The following is a 19,567-nucleotide window of genomic DNA, read 5'->3' as shown; positions in this document are numbered from 1 at the left end:
AAAAAACCGGTTCCTCAAAAGGGACTCAGTTTCTAACACAACCAATTCAATACTGTCAACAAGAAAAACAAGAGGACAGCTTTTACAGCTTGCCCACCACTCAACCACACAGAAACAAAGGATCGACACATCCCCGGACAAGTCAAAAACCTCATTGAGGACCACAGCAGGCCCATTTAATCAAAGGCGCCACCAAAACGTGCCAGCCAGCGGTCAAAGATTTGAAGCTTAGCCTCACCAAACTGGCTAAGCTTTTCGCGCACCCTGGCTGGCGTCTTCATCTTCTCAAGCCCACCAGGGTATTTTGAAAAAAACAGGTCCGCGAAGCAGACGATCTCTTCAGTGAGATTACGGGGAGCCATATCCCGCAACGGCAATGACAACTCCTGGACAGTGATATCATCTTCGGTCAACCCCACACCGATATGACGTTCACAGACCAGGGCGTGACGCGGCAACCCCTCGGCCTCGAGAATTTCTCGCCCCAGAATGCCGTGCATAATATAAGGGTATGAACCCAAAAGACCGATCTCTGGCGCACGCACACGGCAGATACCGATGTCATGCAACTGAGCGGCCTGCCCCAGAAACGTCAGTTCTCCAGCGGACACCCCGAGGACACGCCCTATCTTCTGCGCCAGGTGCGATACCATCGAACCATGGGTAATAACCATATCAAGAGCAGGTCCCCGGAAATAACGCCCCAGGATAGCGTGGCTATCCACCCCCACCCCCTGCACACAAGTCAAAATATCGTCACCCACAGCAACCCCCACCCCATTCTTTGTGTCAAACTTTTGTCAAACCACACATTTTATTAACCAGTATTCCAGTGCACTCAACCGCAAACAAGATTGGCATGACTCGTGCTAACCGATTATGACAAAAACAGACAATAGCTATTATTCCTTAACCGGAGCTTTAACCATGTACGCCAAATTCCCTTTTTACTCAATAGCCCAGATCTATGCAATAGGCCTGAATGTACCGGTTTCAATTCTGCTCGGACGCGACAACCTGTACTGGGTTGTTGATCAGCAACAGGCTGGTAACTACACTAGACAGGGCTGTTCGACGATGAAAACGGCCACGTAAACCAGGAATACGGCAATCAAGTGTCCGCCAGCGAGGCCGAGGACAGCACACAAAAATCCAGTAAAAAATCATTGACATATCCTTATCCCTGTTTTATCGTCCCTCCATCATATCCGTAACAACGGAGCATCATATCGGATCACGGTGCCCGCAAGGGCTTGATAGGGAAGAGGGGTGCAACTCTTATACGAGCCATTCCCCCGCGGACCCGCCGCTGTAAGCGATGACGAAGGGCAGTATGCCACTGGTGAACAACCGGGAAGGCGCCCGGAGGATGACTCGCAAGCCAGAAGACCTGCCTGATCTTTACCACTGACTAACTTCCCGGGGGACTGGGAGAGTGGAACGCCCATTTACAGGACTCTTGAATACGGAAAGTCCGCATACCGACGGTATGCGGACTTTTTTTATGACCGCTTCCCTGCCTACAGCGCCCTAACTCCCTTCACCCCCGGTTGTATTCCTCGATGATGGGAGTCGTCATGTCCAAACCCGTGTCCTTCGCCTCACCCTTTATCTTGGTTGCCATCACGCGGCAAACGGAAAGAAACGCCCCGCTCTGCGAGATTCTTACCCCGACACATTCACCACTGACAATCAACCCCAACCACCGCCACCAGCGGTTCAGGCCAAACGCGAACAGCACCCCGCTGTCGCCGACGGGCATCTTCTTCAATCACCAAGCACGTCCCATTCAGGATGACGATCACGCGCATCCTGACCTTATACCACTGTCCATAATCACCACGGCAAGTCTCTTTATCCGGTCAAATGCTGCGGTTTGGCGAAATGATCGCTCAAACCAAACAGCCATCATCGACAGGACAATGGCTTGCCGCAAACTGGTCGCGCTCCTTGGGGGGAGAATATCAGTTTGCGGCAGTGTGCCGGGCGGCCCAGGCCGCCCGGCACCTTCACACACACAAACGGGCACAACATACACATAGCGTCCGGTACTCCTTTCTCACGGCACAGGAAGGAGTACCGGGGACGGGGAGTGCATGCGCCACATCTGCCAGTGTCGCATGCACTCTCCTTTCCCCTCCCGTCCCGCATCTCTTGTTTCGCACAGGGGGAGAGCCCGCATGCACTCTCTCCCGTGGAAGAGCATACGAGACGGGGCGGGAGGGGAATAATCATTTTCAAGTTGCGGCGATCCGTGCGCCGGCTCGGTGCAAGGCTGCGGCCGGACTCGCCCCCATGATATGAGCAGATGACATGCGCGTGTACGAAAACGCGAAAACAAGGAGGAAGAGATCACATGGCGGAAGCTGACGTAACGGTCGATATAACCAAGATCGACACGGACAGGGGATTCTTCGACGAATTCACGTTCCCGGACTACGAAACATGGAAGGAAGAGGTGATCAAGGCATTGAAGGGCGCTCCCTTTGATAAGGTCATGTTCACCTCGACCTATGAGGGGCTGACCATCAACCCGATCTACTCTGCCGACGATATCAAGGGACTGCCCCATCTGGAATCGCGCCCGGGGTATGTTCCCTATGTGCGGAGTACGCACGTGGGCGGTTATCTTGAAAAACCGTGGTTCATCTGCCAGGAGCTGCTCGTGTCCCTGCCCGAGGAGTTCAACAGCGAGGCGCTTTTTGACACGAGCCGCGGCCAGACCATGTTGAATCTGGTACTGGACCGGCCGACAAAAAAGGGGCTTGATCCCGCGGAGGCCGAGACCGGTGAGGTGGGCAAGCGGGGCCTATCCCTTGCATCGGTCAGTGACCTGAAGCGGGCGTTCAAGGGGCTCGACCTGGCAAGCCTTCCCCTGCTCTGCAACACCGGAGCCACAGCCCTCCCCCTGACAGCCCTTCTTGCCGCCGCCCTGGAGAGCGACGGAGTTCCCCTGAAGCGATTCAAGGGGTGCGTCGGCTGCGACCCCCTTGCCGAACTGGTCAACGAGGGAGCCTTACGAATTGCTCTCCCCGTGGCCTATGATGCCATGTGCCAGGTTACATCCTGGGCCATACAGAACATGCCGGGGCTCGAGACCATATTCATCCAGGGTCATCCCTACCACGACGCCGGGGCAAGCTCCACGGAAGAAGTGGCCTTTGCCCTCGCCACGGCTGCCGAATATCTCCGCGAAATGCTGACCCGCGGCCTGGCCGTCAACGACATCACCCCCCGCATGCGCTTCGGCTTTTCCCTCGGCTCCAACTTCTTCGTCGAAATCGCCAAACTGCGCGCGGCGCGCATCCTCTGGAACCAGGTCGTGGCTGCCTTCGGAGGGAGCGAGCAGGCCCGGAAGATGCGTATCCACGGCCGCACCTCGGCCTACAACAAGACCGTCTGCGATCCCCATGTCAACATGCTGCGCATCACCAGCGAAGGTTTTTCCGGCGCGGTGGGGGGCGTGGACAGCATGCACCTGGCCCCCTTCGACGAACCGGTGCGGGTTCCGGACCGCTTCTCGCGGCGCATCGCCCGCAACGCCCAGATCATCCTTCAGGAAGAGGCACGCTTCACCATACCGATCGACATGGGGGGCGGCTCATACTTCATCGAGAAGATGACCGACGAGTTTGCCCGCGCAACATGGGCGCTCTTCCAGGAGATCGAGGGCATGGGGGGGATGACTGCCGCCATAGCCAACAGCCATCCCCAGAAAAGAGCCGCCGCCACGGCAGCCAGCCGCGCCAAACGCATCGCCACCCGCCAGGACGTCATCCTGGGAACGAACATGTACGCCAACATTACGGAGAAGAAGCTGGAGATTCCCGAGATTGACTTGGCAGGTATCAGGCAGCAGCGCATGGACGCCGTTGCCGATTACCGCATGAAACACGCCAGCACCTCGCTTGCCGAGCAGTTGACCGCCCTATCCAATTCCATCAGGGACAACGCGGACCAGACCATGGCTACGGCCATGGAGGCAGCCAAGAACGGAGCGACCCTGGGCGACATTACATCGCTTTTGGTCCAGATGGGCGGGCAGCCTGAAACAGCCCGACCGCTTCACATCCACCGCGCATCCGAGCCGTTCGAGGAGTTGCGCCGTTTCTCCGACGAGCACCTGGTAAAAACGGGAAAACGCATGTCCATCTTTCTGGCCAACATGGGTCCCATCCCGCAGCACAAGCCGCGGGCCGATTTTTCCTGCGGCTTCTTCGAGGTGGCCGGTTTCGAGATGCTGAACAACGAGGGGTTCGCCACATCCCAGGAAGCTGCCGAGGCGGCCCTGGCATCGGGCACGGCCGTCACGGTGATCTGCTCCACGGACGCCACCTATCCGGAATACGTGCCGACCCTTGCCACAATCATAAAGGCTGCAAAACCGGAGATGACAATAATCGTTGCGGGCAAGCAGCCGCCGGACTTGGAGCAGGAGTTCCGGGCCGCCGGCGTGGATGACTTCATCCATGTGCGGACCAACTGTTACGAGATGAACAGCAATCTGCAGTGCCGCTACAGGGAGGTTACACAAGCATGAGTTCATTCCCGAATTTCAAGGATATTGCCTACGAACCGCACAGGAAGGTCGTGGACACACAGACCTGGCAGAAGGAGTTCACAGAGTCCGTCGGAGAACCGCCGATCTGGATGACCAACGAGCAGATCCCGGTCAAGGCGCTCTACACCGAGGAGGACATCAAGGGCATCGAGCACATCGGATCCACCGCCGGTATCGCCCCCAACCTGCGTGGCCCCTACCCCACCATGTACGTGCAGCGCCCCTGGACGATCCGCCAGTACGCCGGTTTCTCCACCGCCGAGGAGAGCAACGCCTTCTACCGCCGCAACCTGGCCATGGGGCAGAAAGGGCTCTCGGTGGCCTTCGACCTGGCCACCCACCGCGGCTATGACTCGGACCATCCCCGGGTGGTGGGAGATGTGGGCAAGGCCGGGGTTGCCGTCGACTCCATCCTGGACGCCGAGATCCTCTTTTCCGGCATCCCGCTGAACAAGATGTCCGTCTCCATGACCATGAACGGCGCGGTCCTGCCGGTTCTGGCCTTCTACATCGTGGCCGGTCTGGAGCAGGGGGCGCAGCTGGACGAGCTGTCCGGCACGATCCAGAACGACATCCTCAAGGAGTTCATGGTGCGCAACACCTACATCTATGGGCCGGAAGGCTCCATGCGCATCATCGGCGACATCTTTGAGTACACATCCAAATACATGCCCAAGTTCAACAGCATAAGCATCTCCGGCTATCACATGCAGGAAGCCGGCGCCACCGCCGACATCGAGCTGGCCTACACCATCGCCGACGGCCTGGAATACATCCGCACCGGCATCACCGCCGGCCTGGAGGTGGACAAATTCGCGCCGCGTCTCTCCTTCTTCTGGGCCGAGGGGATGAACTACTTCATGGAGGTCTCCAAACTGCGTGCCGGTCGACTTTTGTGGGCCAAACTGCTCAAGCAATTCAACCCGAAGAATCCAAAATCCCTGGCCCTGCGCACCCATTCTCAGACCTCGGGGTGGAGCCTCACGGAACAGGATCCCTTTAACAACGTCACCCGCACCTGCCTGGAGGCAATGGCAGCCACCCTGGGGCACACCCAGTCGCTGCACACCAACGCCCTGGACGAGGCCATCGCCCTGCCCACCGACTTCTCGGCCCGCATCGCCCGCAACACCCAGATTTACCTGCAGAGCGAAACTTCCATCTGCAAGGCAATCGACCCCTGGGGCGGCTCCTACTACGTGGAATGGCTGACCGACCAGCTGCGCAAGAAGGCCTGGGCGCACATCGTGGAGGTGGAGTCCCTGGGAGGCATGGCCAAGGCCATTGAGACTGGCCTGCCCAAGATGCGCATCGAAGAGGCGGCGGCCCGCAAACAGGCCAGGATCGACTCCAAGGCCGAGCCGATCATCGGCGTCAACAAGTTCCGGCTGGAGCAGGAGGATCCCATCGACATCCTCTCCATCGACAACACTGCCGTACGCGAATCCCAGATCGCCCGACTGAAGAAGCTGCGCGCCGAACGGGACAACGCCAAGGTCCAGGGAATCCTGGAGGCCATAACCAGGGCGGCCGAATCCCGGGAGAACGGCAACCTGCTGGAGCTGGCGGTGGAGGCTGCCAAGGCGCGGGCCAGCCTGGGCGAGATATCCGACGCCATGGAGAAAGTCTATCCCCGCCACAAGGCGGTCATCCGCTCCATCTCCGGAATCTACAGCTCCGAGTACGCTGAAAACGAAGAGGTGCAGGAGGTACAGCGCATGTGCGCCGAGTTCGAGGAGCAGGAGGGGCGGCGGCCCCGCATCCTGGTGGCCAAGATGGGACAGGACGGCCACGACCGGGGCGCCAAGGTCATCGCCACCGCCTTCTCCGACCTGGGGTTTGATGTGGATGTGGGTCCGCTGTTCCAGACTCCGGAAGAGACGGCCGACATGGCGGTGGAGAACGACGTGCACGTGGTCGGCTTCAGCTCATTGGCAGCCGGGCACAAGACCCTGCTTCCCCAGCTGGTGGAGGAGCTCAGGAAGCGGGGACGGGGCGATATCCTGGTGCAGATCGGCGGCGTCATCCCGGCCCAGGACTACCAGTACCTGTACGACCACGGCGCCGACCTGATCTTCGGACCCGGCACGGTCATCCCCATCGCGGCCAGGAAGACCCTGGAGCTGCTCAAGAAACGACTGGCATGAAACGGGACGGCACGGACAAAAGCCGGCCCGAATGGGTACCGGAACAGGCGGGCGCCGGCGACGGCTTCACCACCCACGTCATGGAGGGGATCCACAGCCTCCATGACGGCATGTCAAAACGCCCCCCTGCCGCCCCCCGGCAGGGGGCGGTGGTCAAGCGCAGGGAACTCTCCGTCGAGGAATACCAGGAGGGGGTTCTTGCCGGCGACCGCGTGGTGCTGGCCCAGGCCATCACGCTGGTGGAGAGCAACGCGCTCCGCCACCAGGACAAGGCCCAGGAACTGCTGCGGCGCCTCTTGCCCCGCTGCCGGGACGCCATCCGTATCGGCGTGACCGGCGTCCCGGGAGCGGGCAAGAGCACCCTGATCGAAGCCCTGGGAACCAGGCTCTGCGACCGGGGCCACCGGGTGGCGGTCTTGGCCGTCGACCCCAGCAGCAGGGTCACCGGCGGGAGCATCCTGGGGGACAAGACCCGCATGGAGTCCCTCTCCCGTCACAGCAACGCCTTCATCCGCCCCTCCCCCTCGGGAGGGGTGCTGGGGGGGGTGGCCCGCAAGAGTCGGGAGACCATGCTGCTCTGCGAGGCGGCCGGTTTTGATGTCATCCTGGTGGAGACTGTGGGGGTCGGCCAGAGCGAGGTAACGGTGCGTTCCATGGTGGATTTCTTCATGCTGGTCACCATCACCGGAGCGGGCGACGACCTGCAGGGGATCAAGAAGGGGATCATGGAGCTGACCGACCTGATCGTGGTCAACAAGGCCGACGGCGCCAACCTGATCCGCGCCAACGCAACCCGGGCCGACTACGAACAGGTGCTGCACTACCTCCAGCCGGCTACCGAGGGATGGCTGACCGGCGCCAGGACCTGCTCGGCCACCACTGGTAACGGCATCGACGAACTCTGGCAGGTTGTCGAGCAGTTCAAGCGGGTGACCCGGGAGTCGGGGGTCTTCACCCGGCGCCGCCAGAAACAGAACCTGGAATGGGTCTACACCCTGGTGCGGGAACAGTTGGAAAAGAATTTTTTCAGCCATCCCGCGGTCAAGACGGCGATCCCCGCCATGGAGAAGGGGGTCATGGAGGGAACCATCGCGCCGACCATGGCGGCGCTGCAGCTCCTGAAACGCTATTCCGTAGAGTAATAATCGCGAAAATTGATGACACATTCGAAAGGAAACCATCATGCTCAAAAAAATCAACCACATCGGCATTGCCGTGGCATCCCTTGACGACAACATCCCCTTCTACCGCGATCAGCTGGGCATGGCCTTGGCCGGCCAGGAGGAGGTGGCGGAACAGAAGGTTCGTGTTGCCATGTTCACTATCGGCGAGTCCAAGATCGAACTGCTGGAGCCCACCTCTCCCGACAGCCCCATCGCCAAGTTCCTGGAGAAGAACGGCAGCGGCGTCCATCACCTGGCCTACGAGGTGGACGACTGCTCCGCCGCCATCGCCACCATGATCGCCGGCGGCGCGCGGATGATCGACGAGAAGCCGCGCAACGGCGCCCACGGCACCCTGATCGCTTTCATCCACCCCAAGAGCAGCAACGGCATCCTGACCGAGCTCTGCCAGCGCGGGCACTGAGGCTGCTCTAATTCCAATTCCAACTCAAAGCGCTCTCTTCGTTGGCTCGTCGAAGGCTCCTCAACGTACTATCTGTACGCCTCCGTCGCCTTCTTCCTCGCCGCCTTGATATCATCTTTGATTTGGAATCGGTATAACGGCTGGCCACGGAGAATACGGAAAAAATCGTTACTGATGCTCATGCACTCATGTGGACCTCGTTTCCACGCCGCCGCCGTTTCTCCGTGGCCCTTTCTTCAGCTTCAAAGGAGCACCCCATGTCCCTCGCCAGCAGAATTCTCAACGGCGACATCCGCGCCGCGGCGCGGATCATGCGCCACATCGACGACAACCGACCCGGCGTGACGGAAGAGCTGAAGCAACTCTTCCCCGCCACGGGCAATGCCCATATCATCGGCATCACCGGCCCACCCGGCGCGGGCAAGTCTACCCTTACCGACCGCCTGATCGGCGCCTTCCGCTCCCGCGGCCGCACGGTGGGGGTGGTGGCCGTTGATCCCACCAGCCCCTTCAGCGGCGGCGCCGTGCTGGGGGATCGGGTGCGCATGCGCGACCACTTCACCGACGAGGGGGTCTTCATCCGCAGCCTGGCCACCCGCGGCGCACTGGGGGGGGTCTCCCGCTCCACCGCCGACGTGGTCATGGTCCTGGATGCCCTGGGCAAGGATGTGATCATCATCGAGACCGTGGGCGTGGGACAGGACGAGGTGGATATCGCCAGGATCGCCCACACCACCTGCGTGGTCACGGTACCCGGCCTGGGGGATGGCATCCAGTCCATCAAGGCGGGCATCCTGGAGATCGCCGACATCTTCGTAGTCAACAAGGCCGATCGCCCGGGGGCGGATGAGGCTGCCCGCGACCTGAACACGATGCTGGACCTGCGCGCCCCCTCCACAGGTGAGGGACGCCGCCCCGCCGTGCTCAAGACCGAGGCCAGCCGGGGGAGCGGCGTGGACGAGTTGTGCGACGAAATAACCGCCCACCGGGAACAGCTGCTGCACAGCGACGCCATCGCTTCGTTCACCAGGGAGCGCAACCGGACTTATCTAATGGATATCATCGGCCACGCCCTAAAGCACCGGGCCACGGAATATCTGAGTCAGGACAATCTGTTGAATTCCCTGCTGGATGCCATGGACGGCCGCGCCATGGATCCCTACTCCGCGGCCGAACAGGCCATCGCCGGAATGATGAACGGGGCGTGCTGATCTCCCAATCTATATTCGGCAGCTGGGGTCTGTCTGCGATCACGGGGACGGGCTCTCCGGCGGTCCCCACCTGCCGTTTCCAGACTCAACGGCTCGGCATAACGCTTTTCGCATTTCTCCTCTGCTGGCTGGTCACGCCCCGCGCAACCCACGGGGCGTTCTCCCCGATCGGCAACTGCCTCTGGATCTCACCGGGAAACGGCGTGCGCAATGCCGACGGTTCGGTCACGCTCCCCCTGAGCATCCGTTACGGACGCTTCCCGGCGGGCGGCGGCAACTTGACGTCCCTCCGCGACCTGCGGGTGCGCTACGCCCTGGCGTCCGGTGACAGCTGGAGTCTTGGAGAGATCGGGCTTGAACCGGCACGTGACAGGGGGGTGCTGCGCCTCAGGGTCGGTGCCGAGCAACGCCTCCTGCTCCGGGTCAACGCCACGAGCCGGGAAAAGGGACGCACCGTGCACCATCATGCCCTCACCTGGTACCAGCGCGCCGGCCGCTCCGGAAACGGAAGCCCGGTGTCCGCGCCCCCCGGCGATCCGCTCCACAACGAACTTGAATTAAGCATCGCTCCTCGATTCCACTACTGGCGCCAGGTGGGAGAATCGCTGGGCATCGGCATCAGCAATCGCCTGAGCCCTGCTTCCCCTACGCTTGTCACCATCCTGGACGAACATCTCCCGGTCCAGCGCATCCTGGTCGATCCACGGCAAACCACGACCTGGACACCGCCCGACGACCATGACCTCAACAGCCGGGAGGAGCGGAGCGGCAAGGAGACCTTGCTGGTTGCTGAGAGCGACGGCAGTTCCACCATTTTCCGAACAACCACAACACTGCTGCTGCACCGGAACCGTACCGGCCACCACCGCCTGGTCCCCGGCCTGCTGACCCTGGGCTGTTCCTGCGGCCTGACGGTTCTGGCGGTGACCGTAAAACGGAGAAAAACGGCGTGAACCTGACTCGGAGCCGGCTGCTGGTTCAATCCCTCTCCTTCGGCATCCTGACCTACGGCGGCCGTTTCGGCCTGAACCTGGGGCACGCCCTCCCCTGCCTCTCCTGCCCCTATGTTAACGGTTGCGGAGGGCACTGTTTCCTGATGGCGCTGCAGGGTTCCTTCTGGGGAGTGCAGGCTTCCCTGTCGGCCCTGGCCGGTCCGCGCGGCCTGGAGACCCTCAGGATGCTGGCGTTGTTCATCCTGCTGGCACTGCAGCTCTCCAAACTCTGGTGCGGCTGGATCTGCCCCTTCGGCACGCTGCAGGACGCCCTCACCTGGGTCAGGAGCCGGCTCGGCATACCCGAGGCACGCTGGTCATGGGCAACGTCCGACCGGCTGCGCTGGGTGAAATACATCTTCCTGCTCCTGCTGCTGGCAATTCCGCTGATGATCGCCAACCTGGGGCTGCACGGCGATTACGGGCTCCCCTTCTGCCAGATCTGCCCGGCCAAGCCGCTCATGCCGCTCTTTACCGGAGACACGGCCCACCTGGCCATCGATACCACCAACGCCATCACCACCGCCATGACGGTCCTCTCCCTGCTGCTGGCGGGCGGTTTTCTGGCCGGGATGTTCTTCAGGGAGCGTTTCTTCTGCATCTTCTGCCCCATGCTGGCCCTGTTGGGGCTGGTGCAGCGCTTCGGCCTGGTCAGGTTCACCAAGAACGTCAACGCCTGCGTCGGCTGCGGGAGCTGCGCTCGGAGCTGCCCCCTGGAGATCCGCACCGTTCGGGCAGAACTGGTGAAGCGTGACGTCATGTCCCCCGAGTGCATGGCCTGCATGACCTGCGCCGATTCCTGTGCCCATGACGGGTCACTTTCGTTCCACTGGCTGAAGTGGCGCATCTTCGCATCGTCCGCCGTCGGTGCGGCCCGCAGATTCAGGAAAGGTTTGTTTTCATGAACAATGTTGTGACCCGCAGGGAAGAACTGCAGCAGCTTCGGGCCAGGGCCGACATGGCAACGGAGTATGCCGCGGAAATGGCGGCGCTTCGTTCCCGGAAGGACTACCTGGCCGAGTACGACTATTTTCTCGACCTGCTCGGCCTGCTCCCCCATCCGGAGCGGTTCCGGGAACGATTCAAGAAACCGCTGGTCGGCCTGACCTGCGTGCAGGCCCCCCTGGAGCTGGTGGACGCCCTGGGCTTTCACCCCTACCGCCTCTGCGCCCATGCTTCCTCCCGACAGAGGCTGGTCTCATCCCAGCTTCCCTCATTGGCCTGCCCCCTGCTCAAGTCGATACGGGGATCGTTCCATCTGGATGAATCGCTGGAACGGCTCTGTGACCTGACCGTCATACCCGGCAGCTGCGACTGGATGGCAAAACTTCCGGAGACACTTGAAGGGCGGGCACCTGGCGTACATGTCATGGAACTGCCCCGCATCAGGGAGAGCGAACGGGGGCAGCGGCGCTGGCTTGAAGAGGTCAGAGAGCTGAAACGGGTTCTGGAAAAACGGGCAGGGAGAAGCCTGTCACGCCAGGCGCTGCTCCGTTCCCTGGAGACCCATGCCAGGGCATGGCGCGCCTGGCATCTCCTCCTGGATGCGCGCAGCCAAAGCCTCATATCCGCCACCTGGACCACGGTGATCAGCCATGCCTTTCTGATGGGTGATACGGAAGGCTGGACGGATCGGGTCAACAGGCTGCTGCGGGTTCTGAGGGAACAGCCGCCCCTGTCCGGCACCCGCGTTTTCCTGGCCGGTTCGCCGATCTTTTTTCCCAACCTCAAGGTTCCGCAGCTGATCGAAGAGGCCGGCATGCACATCGCCGGAGACGAGCTCTGCTCATCGGAGAGGATTCTGGCGGGTCCGGCCCTGGGCAGGGACCGTTCCGTGGATGGGCTTTTGCGCAGCCTGGCGGAACAGTACCATCTGGGCTGCAGCTGCCCCAGTTTTACGGACACCCCCCGGCGTCTGGCCAACCTGCTGGAAACCCTGCATCAGCGCCGGATTTCCGGCGTGATCTACCATGTGCTCAAGGGGTGCCATCCCTACGACATGGACAGTTATCGCTACGAAAAGATCATCAAGGAGCGGGGCTTCTCCTTTATCCGCATCGAAACCGACCTGTCCCGGGAGGACGGCAAGAACCTGTTGGTGCGCCTGGAGGCGTTCCGCGACCTGCTGCATGAAAGGAGTTGAATCATGATTACCATGGGGTTTGATCTGGGGTCCGCCGCCATCAAGGCGGTCATGGCTGAAGAGGGCCAGGCGGTCTGGTACGGCACGATGCCGGCCACGGCGCACTACGTCCACTCCTGCGAACTGCTCTTCCGGAAGGGGCTAGGGGAACGGGGAGTGGCGGAGGAGGATCTGGCCGGCATCGCCGCCACCGGCTACGGCAAGGGGTTGTTCTCACGGGCGGACAAGGTGGTCAACGAGATATCGGCCAATGCCCTGGGGGCCTTCTCCCTGAGCGACGGCCAGCTCAGGAGCATCATCAACATCGGCGGCCAGGATGTGAAGATCATCAAGCTCTGGCCGGACGGGAGCGTGGCTGATTTCAGGATGAACGACAAATGCGCCGCCGGCACCGGCAGGTTCTTCGAGATGGCGGAACGGATCCTGGACGCGCCGCTGGCGGATTTCGGCAGCATGGACAGGGAGAGCAGTTCCCCGGCGGAGATCGGCAGCACCTGCGCCGTGTTCGCCGAGACCGAGCTGATCTCCCTCATGGCCCGGGGGGTGGATCGGAACGACATCGTCGCCGGCCTGAACCGGGCCATCGCCGCGCGGATTTCCTCCCTGGCCGAGAACATGGATCTTGCCGACGGCATCTGCCTGGACGGGGGTCCGGCCCTGAACAGCGGGCTGCACCGGGCAATGGGTGAGGAGATGGGACGGGAGGTGCGGGTCCTGGAGCAGCCGCAGTTCACCGTGGCCCTGGGGGCGGCGCTGGCAATCGCCCGGGAGAGGGGGCGCTGAGTCCGTCGAGGCTCCAGAAGCGCCTCGACGACATGTCCCGCACGATAAAGCTAGACAAAGGTCTGGGGTTCTTTTCTCTCAGCGCATTTTTCGTTGAGCCACACCGCCTTCTCCCGGATGCGCTCGTCCCGCATCACCCTGGCGCCGGTGGGGCACTCCCTGACACAGGCGCAGCAGGCGATGCAGGCCACCAGGTCCGTGGGCATGCCAACGCCGGAGGAGATGGCCGCCGTCGGACAGATCCGGACGCATGTCCCGCAACGGATGCAAAGGGAGGCGTCCGTCTCCGGCGGGATGGAGAGCCCCTTCCACTCCCGGTAGGGAGAGTCGCCAGGAACCTCCAGTGATGGGACAAGGTCCAGGCCGGTGAGCCGACGCGCCTTTTTCCCGATCCGCCTGCCAAACTCCGCCGCCGCTTCCAGGTCCGCCGTGTCGGGCCGACCAGCCGCCACCGGAACCTCGGGGGTGGAGAAGGAGTGTTCGCCGATAAAGGCGCCCCCGGCAATGGGGATGTACCCCAGTTCCTGGGCCAGGTCCCACAGCTCCAGCAGGGCGTCTTCGAACTCCCGGTTTCCGTACAGGACCACCACCACCGCCATGCCGCCGCCGCGCACAAGCCGCAGCCTCTCCCGCGCCTGGGCGGGAAGCCGGCCGCCGTACACCGGCGCGCCGAAAATGGTCAGGACACCCTCCCCTGCCGTTTCTTCAGGGAGACGGGCGCCGGGAAGGGTCAGGTCGTACTGCTCCACCGCCGCCTCCGGGAAGGAGCGGGCAATGGCTTCCAGCACCCTCTTGGTGGTGTGGGTTGGAGAGAAATAGATCAGTCGTACTGAGTTGATGTTCATGGAACCTCCTGTGGGAGCCCCGTCACGGGGCCCTGATCAACGTTCATTTCTTCAATACCGACGCGGCACGGGGCGCAGGCCGTGTGCAAGATACGCCCGCAAAAAACAGGGAGGAAACAATCTCCGTCTTTCGCCTACATCCGCCCATGAATTGAAGTTTTTGGCAATCTCACTTCTCCCAGAAAAAATCCTAAATCGTAGATGGCCCGCCTCTTCCCAGGTTAATTTCCAGCCCGAGAAGCTTTCCGGCCCAAACTACTCGTTGTTGTAGGCGTACACCGATTGCCAGCCAAGCTCCTGTTCCAGGTACTCGGTGGTGGTCCGCTGTACGAGGGGGGCTTCAGTGTAGGGGGTCATTCAATAACCTCCCAACGGCCGGTTTTTTTGGAGCCCACACGCCGCAGGATGCCTACATCCTTCAGCCTCCCGATGTTACGCATCACAGTAGTGCGGTCCTTTGGGGTCATGTCGGCTAGTTCATCATAGGAAACAGCCGGATTTGACCGAATAAAATCCAGCTCTTCCACCGGCTGGCGCTGACTGTGGCGATGAACCGTGGTCATCGGAAAATCGATGGCCTGCCACTTCTCCTGCGCCCGCTTGATGCCCGAGCCCAGGCCATGGTAGGGGAGTAGTCCCTTGGCCACGCAGGAAACCAAGATCGGCTTGCGGATATTAGAGTTCCCGACCCGGATCTTCTCCACCGTCAGGTTGTTTACGCCGGTCATGATTTGCCCCCTTTTTTCGAGGCGGCTTCAGCTTCTTGATGTCCTCTTCCAGCTCCTTGAGGCTCTCTTCATGCTGGATACGCCGCTGCGATTCCCGGAACTTGTCATATTCCAGAGCGGCTTTTTCCTGGGCCATCTGGTGGCTGATTTTGCCCGCATGGGTCAATAACTCCCGGCCATTGAGCTGAATAATTGCATCCAGCCGTTGAATCCAGTCTGCCATGTGCATGGGAATTCTCTGCTGGGCCATGGTTTCGGCGAAGGCCAGGTATTGCTCCACCAGCAGGCCGAGCAGCTTCATTTCGTCCTCGTCAAAGCGATATATTCCTTCAGCCGTTGGGTGGCCCAGATGCGAAACTGAGTGCCCTGGTGAGACTTGACCCGGTAACCGACGGAGATGATCATGTCCAGGTTGTAAAACTGAACTTCTCTGGACTGGGTTTTGTCAGGCATGGCGCCATGTCGGGTGGTTGTCCGGAAATTCCGGACAACCACTTGCTCGTCCTGTTCGCGTTCACTAAAAATATTGCGGATGTGCTCGGAAATCGTCTTCTTGCTTTTGCCGAACAGCCCAGCCATGTGGTCTTGAGTCAGCCAGACCGTCTCGTCTTCCAGCCGGACATCGATTTTGATTTTGCCGTCGGCGGCCAGGTAAATAAGAATTTCCGAATTATTCATGCCACTGCCTCCATGCCTAAACGGTCATTTGTCGGGTCAAAGTGACCGGATATAATCATGCCGCCCGTGCTGACAAAAGCCGCCATCTCCGAGGCCAGGGAGTCAGCGTTCTTCACATCCGCCCTGAACTGGCGGGTGGAGTCTTCGCCGAGGGAAATTTAGGAGAGGAGATCGGATCGTTTCATACCATCCATGCCTCCACACCATATTCGGTTATTGGTTCCCGGATTTCTTTAGAGGCGGTTCGCGAACCGCCCTTGCCCACATTCAATGAATCCAATTCCCATTGCGCGGGATTGTTATGGATGTATTCACGAATGCGGTTCAATTCCGGTTCATTGCGGACGATGTGTTCCCAATAATTGCGTTGCCATAATTTTCTGCCGGCGGTTTCGCATAATTCATTGATACCTTTGGTAGATACCGTTTTAAACGCGCCGACTAATCGACCAATGGGTTTGCGTATCCCCGTAGGGGCGGTTCGCGAACCGCCCCTACAATCGTCGGTGATTACGATAATTCCATGTGCATGATTCGGCATGACGACATATTCATCCAACGAAACATGGTCATATTGTTCCGCCAACCATTCCCATGAATCGGCAACAATCCGACCCGCATCATTCAACCGCATGTCCCCATTCACAATACCCCCGAACAGGCATTCCCGGTTCCGGGCGCAGACGGTGACGAAATAGGCCCCGGCCTGGGTATAATCGTATCCCTGCAATCGAATGGAACGGCGGTGATGAATGGCAGAATCGTATTTCATGAATATTTCCCCCCGCTGTCCCGGCAGTGCTTTCTCACCACGTCAACCCAACGTTCATACCAATGCCAGACCTTCCCTGCCACCATGGTACCGTAGCCCTTGGCGGGAGTCTTTGCATGCTGGGATCGCCAGAGTTGCGTATGGTAATGGATCGTAAAACCAGGGTAGCCTTCCGCCTTCATCAAATCCACGACCTGCTTCGGCAGGTATTTTTTCTTTTCCGTTTCCTTGATGACTGCGTATTCCTTGTTAACAGTCTCAGCCAGCGGAGAATCGCTCTTGACGAATTCAATGACTCGGTCAGCCTGCCCCTTGCGGTTGGCTGTCTTTGGAACAAACAGTATCCGGTAAGCGTAATGCGGGTTGGCAAATTCTTCATCGGTCAGCTCGGAGTCAAACTTCTGAATGTAACCGTGAATGTTGGCGGGTAATGCATCCGGTTCACTCTCCCAGAATGCCCGTAAACGCTTGGCCTTCGAATCACCGTTGAAGTCGTATTTTGGCGCGTAGATATCAATATTAGCGGTCTCTCGGAAAAACTCGGTAAATGTGTTGTTAGAGAAGTCAAGCACATAGCCACTCGCCATCCCGAACAGATCCTCGAAGACCTTTTTCTCAATTGCCTTTAGACTGCTCATACCGCCCCCCTGTTCATCAGCCTGGGCAGGAGGAGGTCGCGGGCTTTAGGGAGTTGGTGATCAATCGTTTGCAGGCGACGAATCTGATCAAGAAACAGCTTTGCATGATTTCGTAACATATTCGGAATCAACGTATCGACGACAATCATTTCGTACCCCGGGATGACGTACTGACCGGTGTTCTTCCGGGCAGCCCATTGATGAGGACCTTATCGTCTCTCCCCAAAAGAGGAGCCCACGTCCGGGTCGGGTAAGGGTGGGGAGTATCCCGGAATATTCCGGAAAAAGGTGACGACACCGGGACGGGGACCTACAGGAGGGAGCGTTTTTACATAGCAGAAACAGGCGGGAATAACCATAGGAAAGGAGCGATTCATAAGGACACGGCTTGCCGCCCCTCCCCCTCCAGGGCGGCGAGGCAGCCGCGATAGACGGCGCAGGCCAGATCGGGACGGGAGGAGCGGTTGTAGTACAGCCTGGAGGGGCACTCCCCCGGACAGCTCCCTTCCAGGGGACAGCCGGGACAGTCCGGCGACCCCAGGGGCCGCGGATCATTCCAGCGCAGTCGGCTCAGGCGGGGGTGAGACAGGCTGCCTGCTTCGAAACGGTCGTCCCCCAGGGTCTGGCCGCAGGGGTAGAGCCGGCCGTCGGGGTGGACCGCCAGGCTCTCGCCGAGACAGGCATGGCAGAACCACCCTTTTCCCCTCTTTCCCGACAGAGCTTTTCCGACCAGATCCAGCTCGCGCAGCCGCAGGGGAACGCTCCGCCGGCCGTTCACCGCGGCGAGCAGTCGCACCAGGGACCCCACCTCCTGTTCCAGGATCCGGGGATCGGGCAGCTCCATCCCCCCGGAACAGCCTCCCCCCCGCGCCACCAGCAGGTCCAGCCCGATGCCGCGCGCGCAGCGGAACCCGGCCAGCATCAGCCCCAGACGTGACAATTGCCCACAGTTCTCGGAACCGACCACCGTCGTCACCCGGAAGGGGACCCCCATCTTTTCCAGCAGTGTGAGGCCGAGCAGGGCCTTATCAGCCTCCCCCCTCAGCCTTTGCTGGATCGCGGGAGGACCATCCAGGCTGACCCCCACCTGCACCCCATGCTCCCCCAGGAAACGGACCAGGTCCTCGTCCAGCAGGGTGGCGTTGGTCTGGATGCCGACCGTGCAGGGGCGTTTCAACCGGCGAATCTCCGCGACCACATATCGGACCATCTCCCGCGCCAGCGTCGGTTCGCCGCCGCTCAGCTGGACATGCAGCGGCCCCTCCCCGAGGGCTACCAGGTCCAGGGCCGTCCGCGCCACCTCGGGGGACATGTCCATCCCCCGCTCCAGCCCGGCATGGTAGCAATAGGCGCAGGAGAGGTTGCAGCGCGTGGTCAGCCCAAGCACCAGGTACCTGATCGTGGGCATAACGCACCTGTTCAGAGGCAGGGACACGGCGCGGCCAGCACGGCCAGGGCGTTGATCACCGCTGCGGCCACGTTGGAGCCCCCTTTCCTGCCGATGTTGGTGATGAAGGGGATATCCAGCCCGGCCGAGACCAGGGCCTCGTGGCTCTCCGCGGCCCCCACGAAACCGACCGGCAGGCCGACGATCAGGGCAGGCTCAGCCTTGCCGGCACGGATCAGGCGCACCAGTTCGAACAGGGCCGTGGGGGCGTTGCCGATGACGAAGATGCGGTTGCGTTCGTCCCGGACCGCTTTGCGCATGGCCGCCACCGACCGGGTGATCCCTCGTTCCCGTGCCTCCCCGGCCACATCATCATCGGAGACATGACAGACGACCCTGTTTCCGAAGCGGCTGATCCTGGCCCTGCTGATGCCGGAGAGAGCCATCCTGGTATCGGTTACGATGCCGTACCCCGCTCTCAGCGCCTCGCACCCCTCCCGGACACAGTTGTCGGACATCACCAGAGATCTCACGTATTCGAAGTCGGCGCTGGTATGGATGACCCTGCGCACCACCTGCCACTCGTCCGCGGGCCAGCCGTGTTCCCCGGCCTCGGCGTCGATGATGCGGAACGATTCCCGTTCGATCTCTTCAGGTTTCATCTGCAATGAATCCATCAATTCCACCCCAGCCGTCCCAGGGATTCCCGAACACGCTCCAGTTGCAGCTCGGCCAGCTTGGGATGCACCCCCAGATGCCGCCCCATCTCAAGCTCAAGGAAGGGGTACCGGTTCCGGGCCGCCTCGATCTCCTCCGGCAGGTCTTTCAGGACGTGGGCGCCCATGAACAGGAAGTAGGGCATCATCAGTATCCGTTCGGCCCCCTTGGCCACGCAGATATCAACCCCCTGCTGGATGTTCGGTTCGTGCATCTCCCGAAAGGCGACCTCGACGATGTCATGGCCGCTCATCCCGCGGATCATATCCGCGATATAACGCGCATCATTGTTCGCCTCGGCTATCCGGCTGCCGTGCGCCATCAGTAATACCGCTGTTTTCATGGCTTCTCTCTCCTTTTTATTCCCACGATCAGGTA

The 19,567-nt window shown here is 60.8% G+C and carries 18 protein-coding genes, 1 pseudogene and 1 riboswitch; of the genes and pseudogenes, 9 read left to right on the top strand and 10 right to left on the bottom strand.

The window, feature by feature from the left end; genetic code table 11:
• Positions 1–176: 176 nt before the first annotated feature.
• Together PPRO_RS06350 and PPRO_RS06345 are read right to left on the bottom strand one after the other, a co-directional pair.
• Positions 177–764, bottom strand: a complete 588-nt coding sequence (locus PPRO_RS06350) for a phosphohydrolase (RefSeq protein ID WP_232286700.1) — start codon at positions 762–764, stop codon at positions 177–179.
• 455 nt (positions 765–1,219) lie between these two features.
• Positions 1,220–1,412: riboswitch (cobalamin riboswitch) on the top strand.
• A 128-nt stretch (positions 1,413–1,540) separates the two neighbouring features.
• Positions 1,541–1,771, bottom strand: coding sequence for a hypothetical protein (locus PPRO_RS06345; protein WP_157039953.1), 231 nt, complete (start codon positions 1,769–1,771; stop codon positions 1,541–1,543).
• Positions 1,772–2,356: 585 nt separating this feature from the next.
• Here PPRO_RS06345 and PPRO_RS06340 point away from each other — a divergent pair.
• The 9 genes from PPRO_RS06340 to PPRO_RS06300 all read left to right on the top strand — a co-directional run bounded on the left by PPRO_RS06340 (position 2,357) and on the right by PPRO_RS06300 (position 13,424).
• Entirely contained in the window at positions 2,357–4,540 is a 2,184-nt protein-coding gene (locus PPRO_RS06340; protein ID WP_011735208.1) for a methylmalonyl-CoA mutase family protein, read from the top strand.
• Positions 4,537–6,708 (top strand): methylmalonyl-CoA mutase, encoded by a 2,172-nt coding sequence (gene scpA / locus PPRO_RS06335; protein ID WP_011735207.1) that lies wholly within the window; start codon positions 4,537–4,539, stop codon positions 6,706–6,708. Before PPRO_RS06340 ends, scpA begins: the two co-directional genes overlap by 4 nt.
• Positions 6,705–7,850, top strand: a complete 1,146-nt coding sequence (meaB, locus tag PPRO_RS06330; protein WP_011735206.1) for a methylmalonyl Co-A mutase-associated GTPase MeaB — start codon at positions 6,705–6,707, stop codon at positions 7,848–7,850. Before scpA ends, meaB (PPRO_RS06330) begins: the two co-directional genes overlap by 4 nt.
• Before the next feature lie 40 nt (positions 7,851–7,890).
• Positions 7,891–8,295 (top strand): methylmalonyl-CoA epimerase, encoded by a 405-nt coding sequence (mce, locus tag PPRO_RS06325; RefSeq protein WP_011735205.1) that lies wholly within the window; start codon positions 7,891–7,893, stop codon positions 8,293–8,295.
• 257 nt (positions 8,296–8,552) lie between these two features.
• The gene (gene meaB, locus PPRO_RS06320) at positions 8,553–9,506 is read left to right on the top strand and encodes a methylmalonyl Co-A mutase-associated GTPase MeaB (RefSeq protein WP_011735204.1); all 954 of its coding nucleotides are present in this window, start codon (positions 8,553–8,555) and stop codon (positions 9,504–9,506) included.
• Between the two features lie 203 nt (positions 9,507–9,709).
• Positions 9,710–10,459 carry a hypothetical protein gene (locus PPRO_RS06315; RefSeq protein WP_011735203.1) on the top strand — a complete coding sequence of 250 codons (750 nt, stop codon included), beginning with the start codon at positions 9,710–9,712 and terminating at the stop codon, positions 10,457–10,459.
• Positions 10,456–11,403 carry a 4Fe-4S binding protein gene (locus PPRO_RS06310; protein WP_011735202.1) on the top strand — a complete coding sequence of 316 codons (948 nt, stop codon included), beginning with the start codon at positions 10,456–10,458 and terminating at the stop codon, positions 11,401–11,403. The genes PPRO_RS06315 and PPRO_RS06310 overlap by 4 nt, the downstream gene beginning before the upstream one ends.
• Entirely contained in the window at positions 11,400–12,641 is a 1,242-nt protein-coding gene (locus tag PPRO_RS06305; protein WP_011735201.1) for a 2-hydroxyacyl-CoA dehydratase subunit D, read from the top strand. The genes PPRO_RS06310 and PPRO_RS06305 overlap by 4 nt, the downstream gene beginning before the upstream one ends.
• A gap of 3 nt (positions 12,642–12,644) precedes the next feature.
• The gene (locus PPRO_RS06300; protein ID WP_011735200.1) at positions 12,645–13,424 is read left to right on the top strand and encodes an acyl-CoA dehydratase activase; all 780 of its coding nucleotides are present in this window, start codon (positions 12,645–12,647) and stop codon (positions 13,422–13,424) included.
• A 50-nt stretch (positions 13,425–13,474) separates the two neighbouring features.
• On the opposite strand, the gene PPRO_RS06295 is transcribed toward PPRO_RS06300, so the two are convergent.
• From PPRO_RS06295 to PPRO_RS06255, 8 genes and pseudogenes are all read right to left on the bottom strand, one after another.
• On the bottom strand, positions 13,475–14,269 hold the full coding sequence (locus tag PPRO_RS06295; RefSeq protein ID WP_011735199.1) for a 4Fe-4S binding protein: 795 nt from the start codon (positions 14,267–14,269) through the stop codon (positions 13,475–13,477).
• A gap of 353 nt (positions 14,270–14,622) precedes the next feature.
• Positions 14,623–14,997, bottom strand: coding sequence for a MarR family transcriptional regulator (locus PPRO_RS21205; RefSeq protein ID WP_011735198.1), 375 nt, complete (start codon positions 14,995–14,997; stop codon positions 14,623–14,625).
• A pseudogene (rhuM, locus tag PPRO_RS21825) lies at positions 14,945–15,675 on the bottom strand (RhuM family protein). The gene PPRO_RS21205 and the pseudogene rhuM overlap by 53 nt, the downstream one beginning before the upstream one ends.
• Before the next feature lie 181 nt (positions 15,676–15,856).
• On the bottom strand, positions 15,857–16,447 hold the full coding sequence (locus tag PPRO_RS06275; protein ID WP_011735195.1) for a transposase: 591 nt from the start codon (positions 16,445–16,447) through the stop codon (positions 15,857–15,859).
• Complete coding sequence (locus PPRO_RS06270) at positions 16,444–17,085, bottom strand: hypothetical protein (RefSeq protein ID WP_011735194.1); 642 nt, start codon at positions 17,083–17,085, stop codon at positions 16,444–16,446. Before PPRO_RS06270 ends, PPRO_RS06275 begins: the two co-directional genes overlap by 4 nt.
• Before the next feature lie 373 nt (positions 17,086–17,458).
• Entirely contained in the window at positions 17,459–18,493 is a 1,035-nt protein-coding gene (locus PPRO_RS06265) for a radical SAM/SPASM domain-containing protein (protein ID WP_011735193.1), read from the bottom strand.
• Between the two features lie 11 nt (positions 18,494–18,504).
• A complete protein-coding gene (locus PPRO_RS06260) occupies positions 18,505–19,149 on the bottom strand; it encodes a precorrin-8X methylmutase (protein ID WP_011735192.1) in 645 nt (214 codons plus the stop codon).
• Entirely contained in the window at positions 19,149–19,532 is a 384-nt protein-coding gene (locus PPRO_RS06255) for a sirohydrochlorin chelatase (RefSeq protein ID WP_011735191.1), read from the bottom strand. Before PPRO_RS06255 ends, PPRO_RS06260 begins: the two co-directional genes overlap by 1 nt.
• Positions 19,533–19,567 lie beyond the last annotated feature (35 nt).

Source organism: Pelobacter propionicus DSM 2379 (assembly GCF_000015045.1).
GTDB classification, from domain to species: Bacteria; Desulfobacterota; Desulfuromonadia; order Geobacterales; family Pseudopelobacteraceae; genus Pseudopelobacter; species Pseudopelobacter propionicus.
This window is presented reverse-complemented; position numbering and strand designations above follow the sequence as displayed.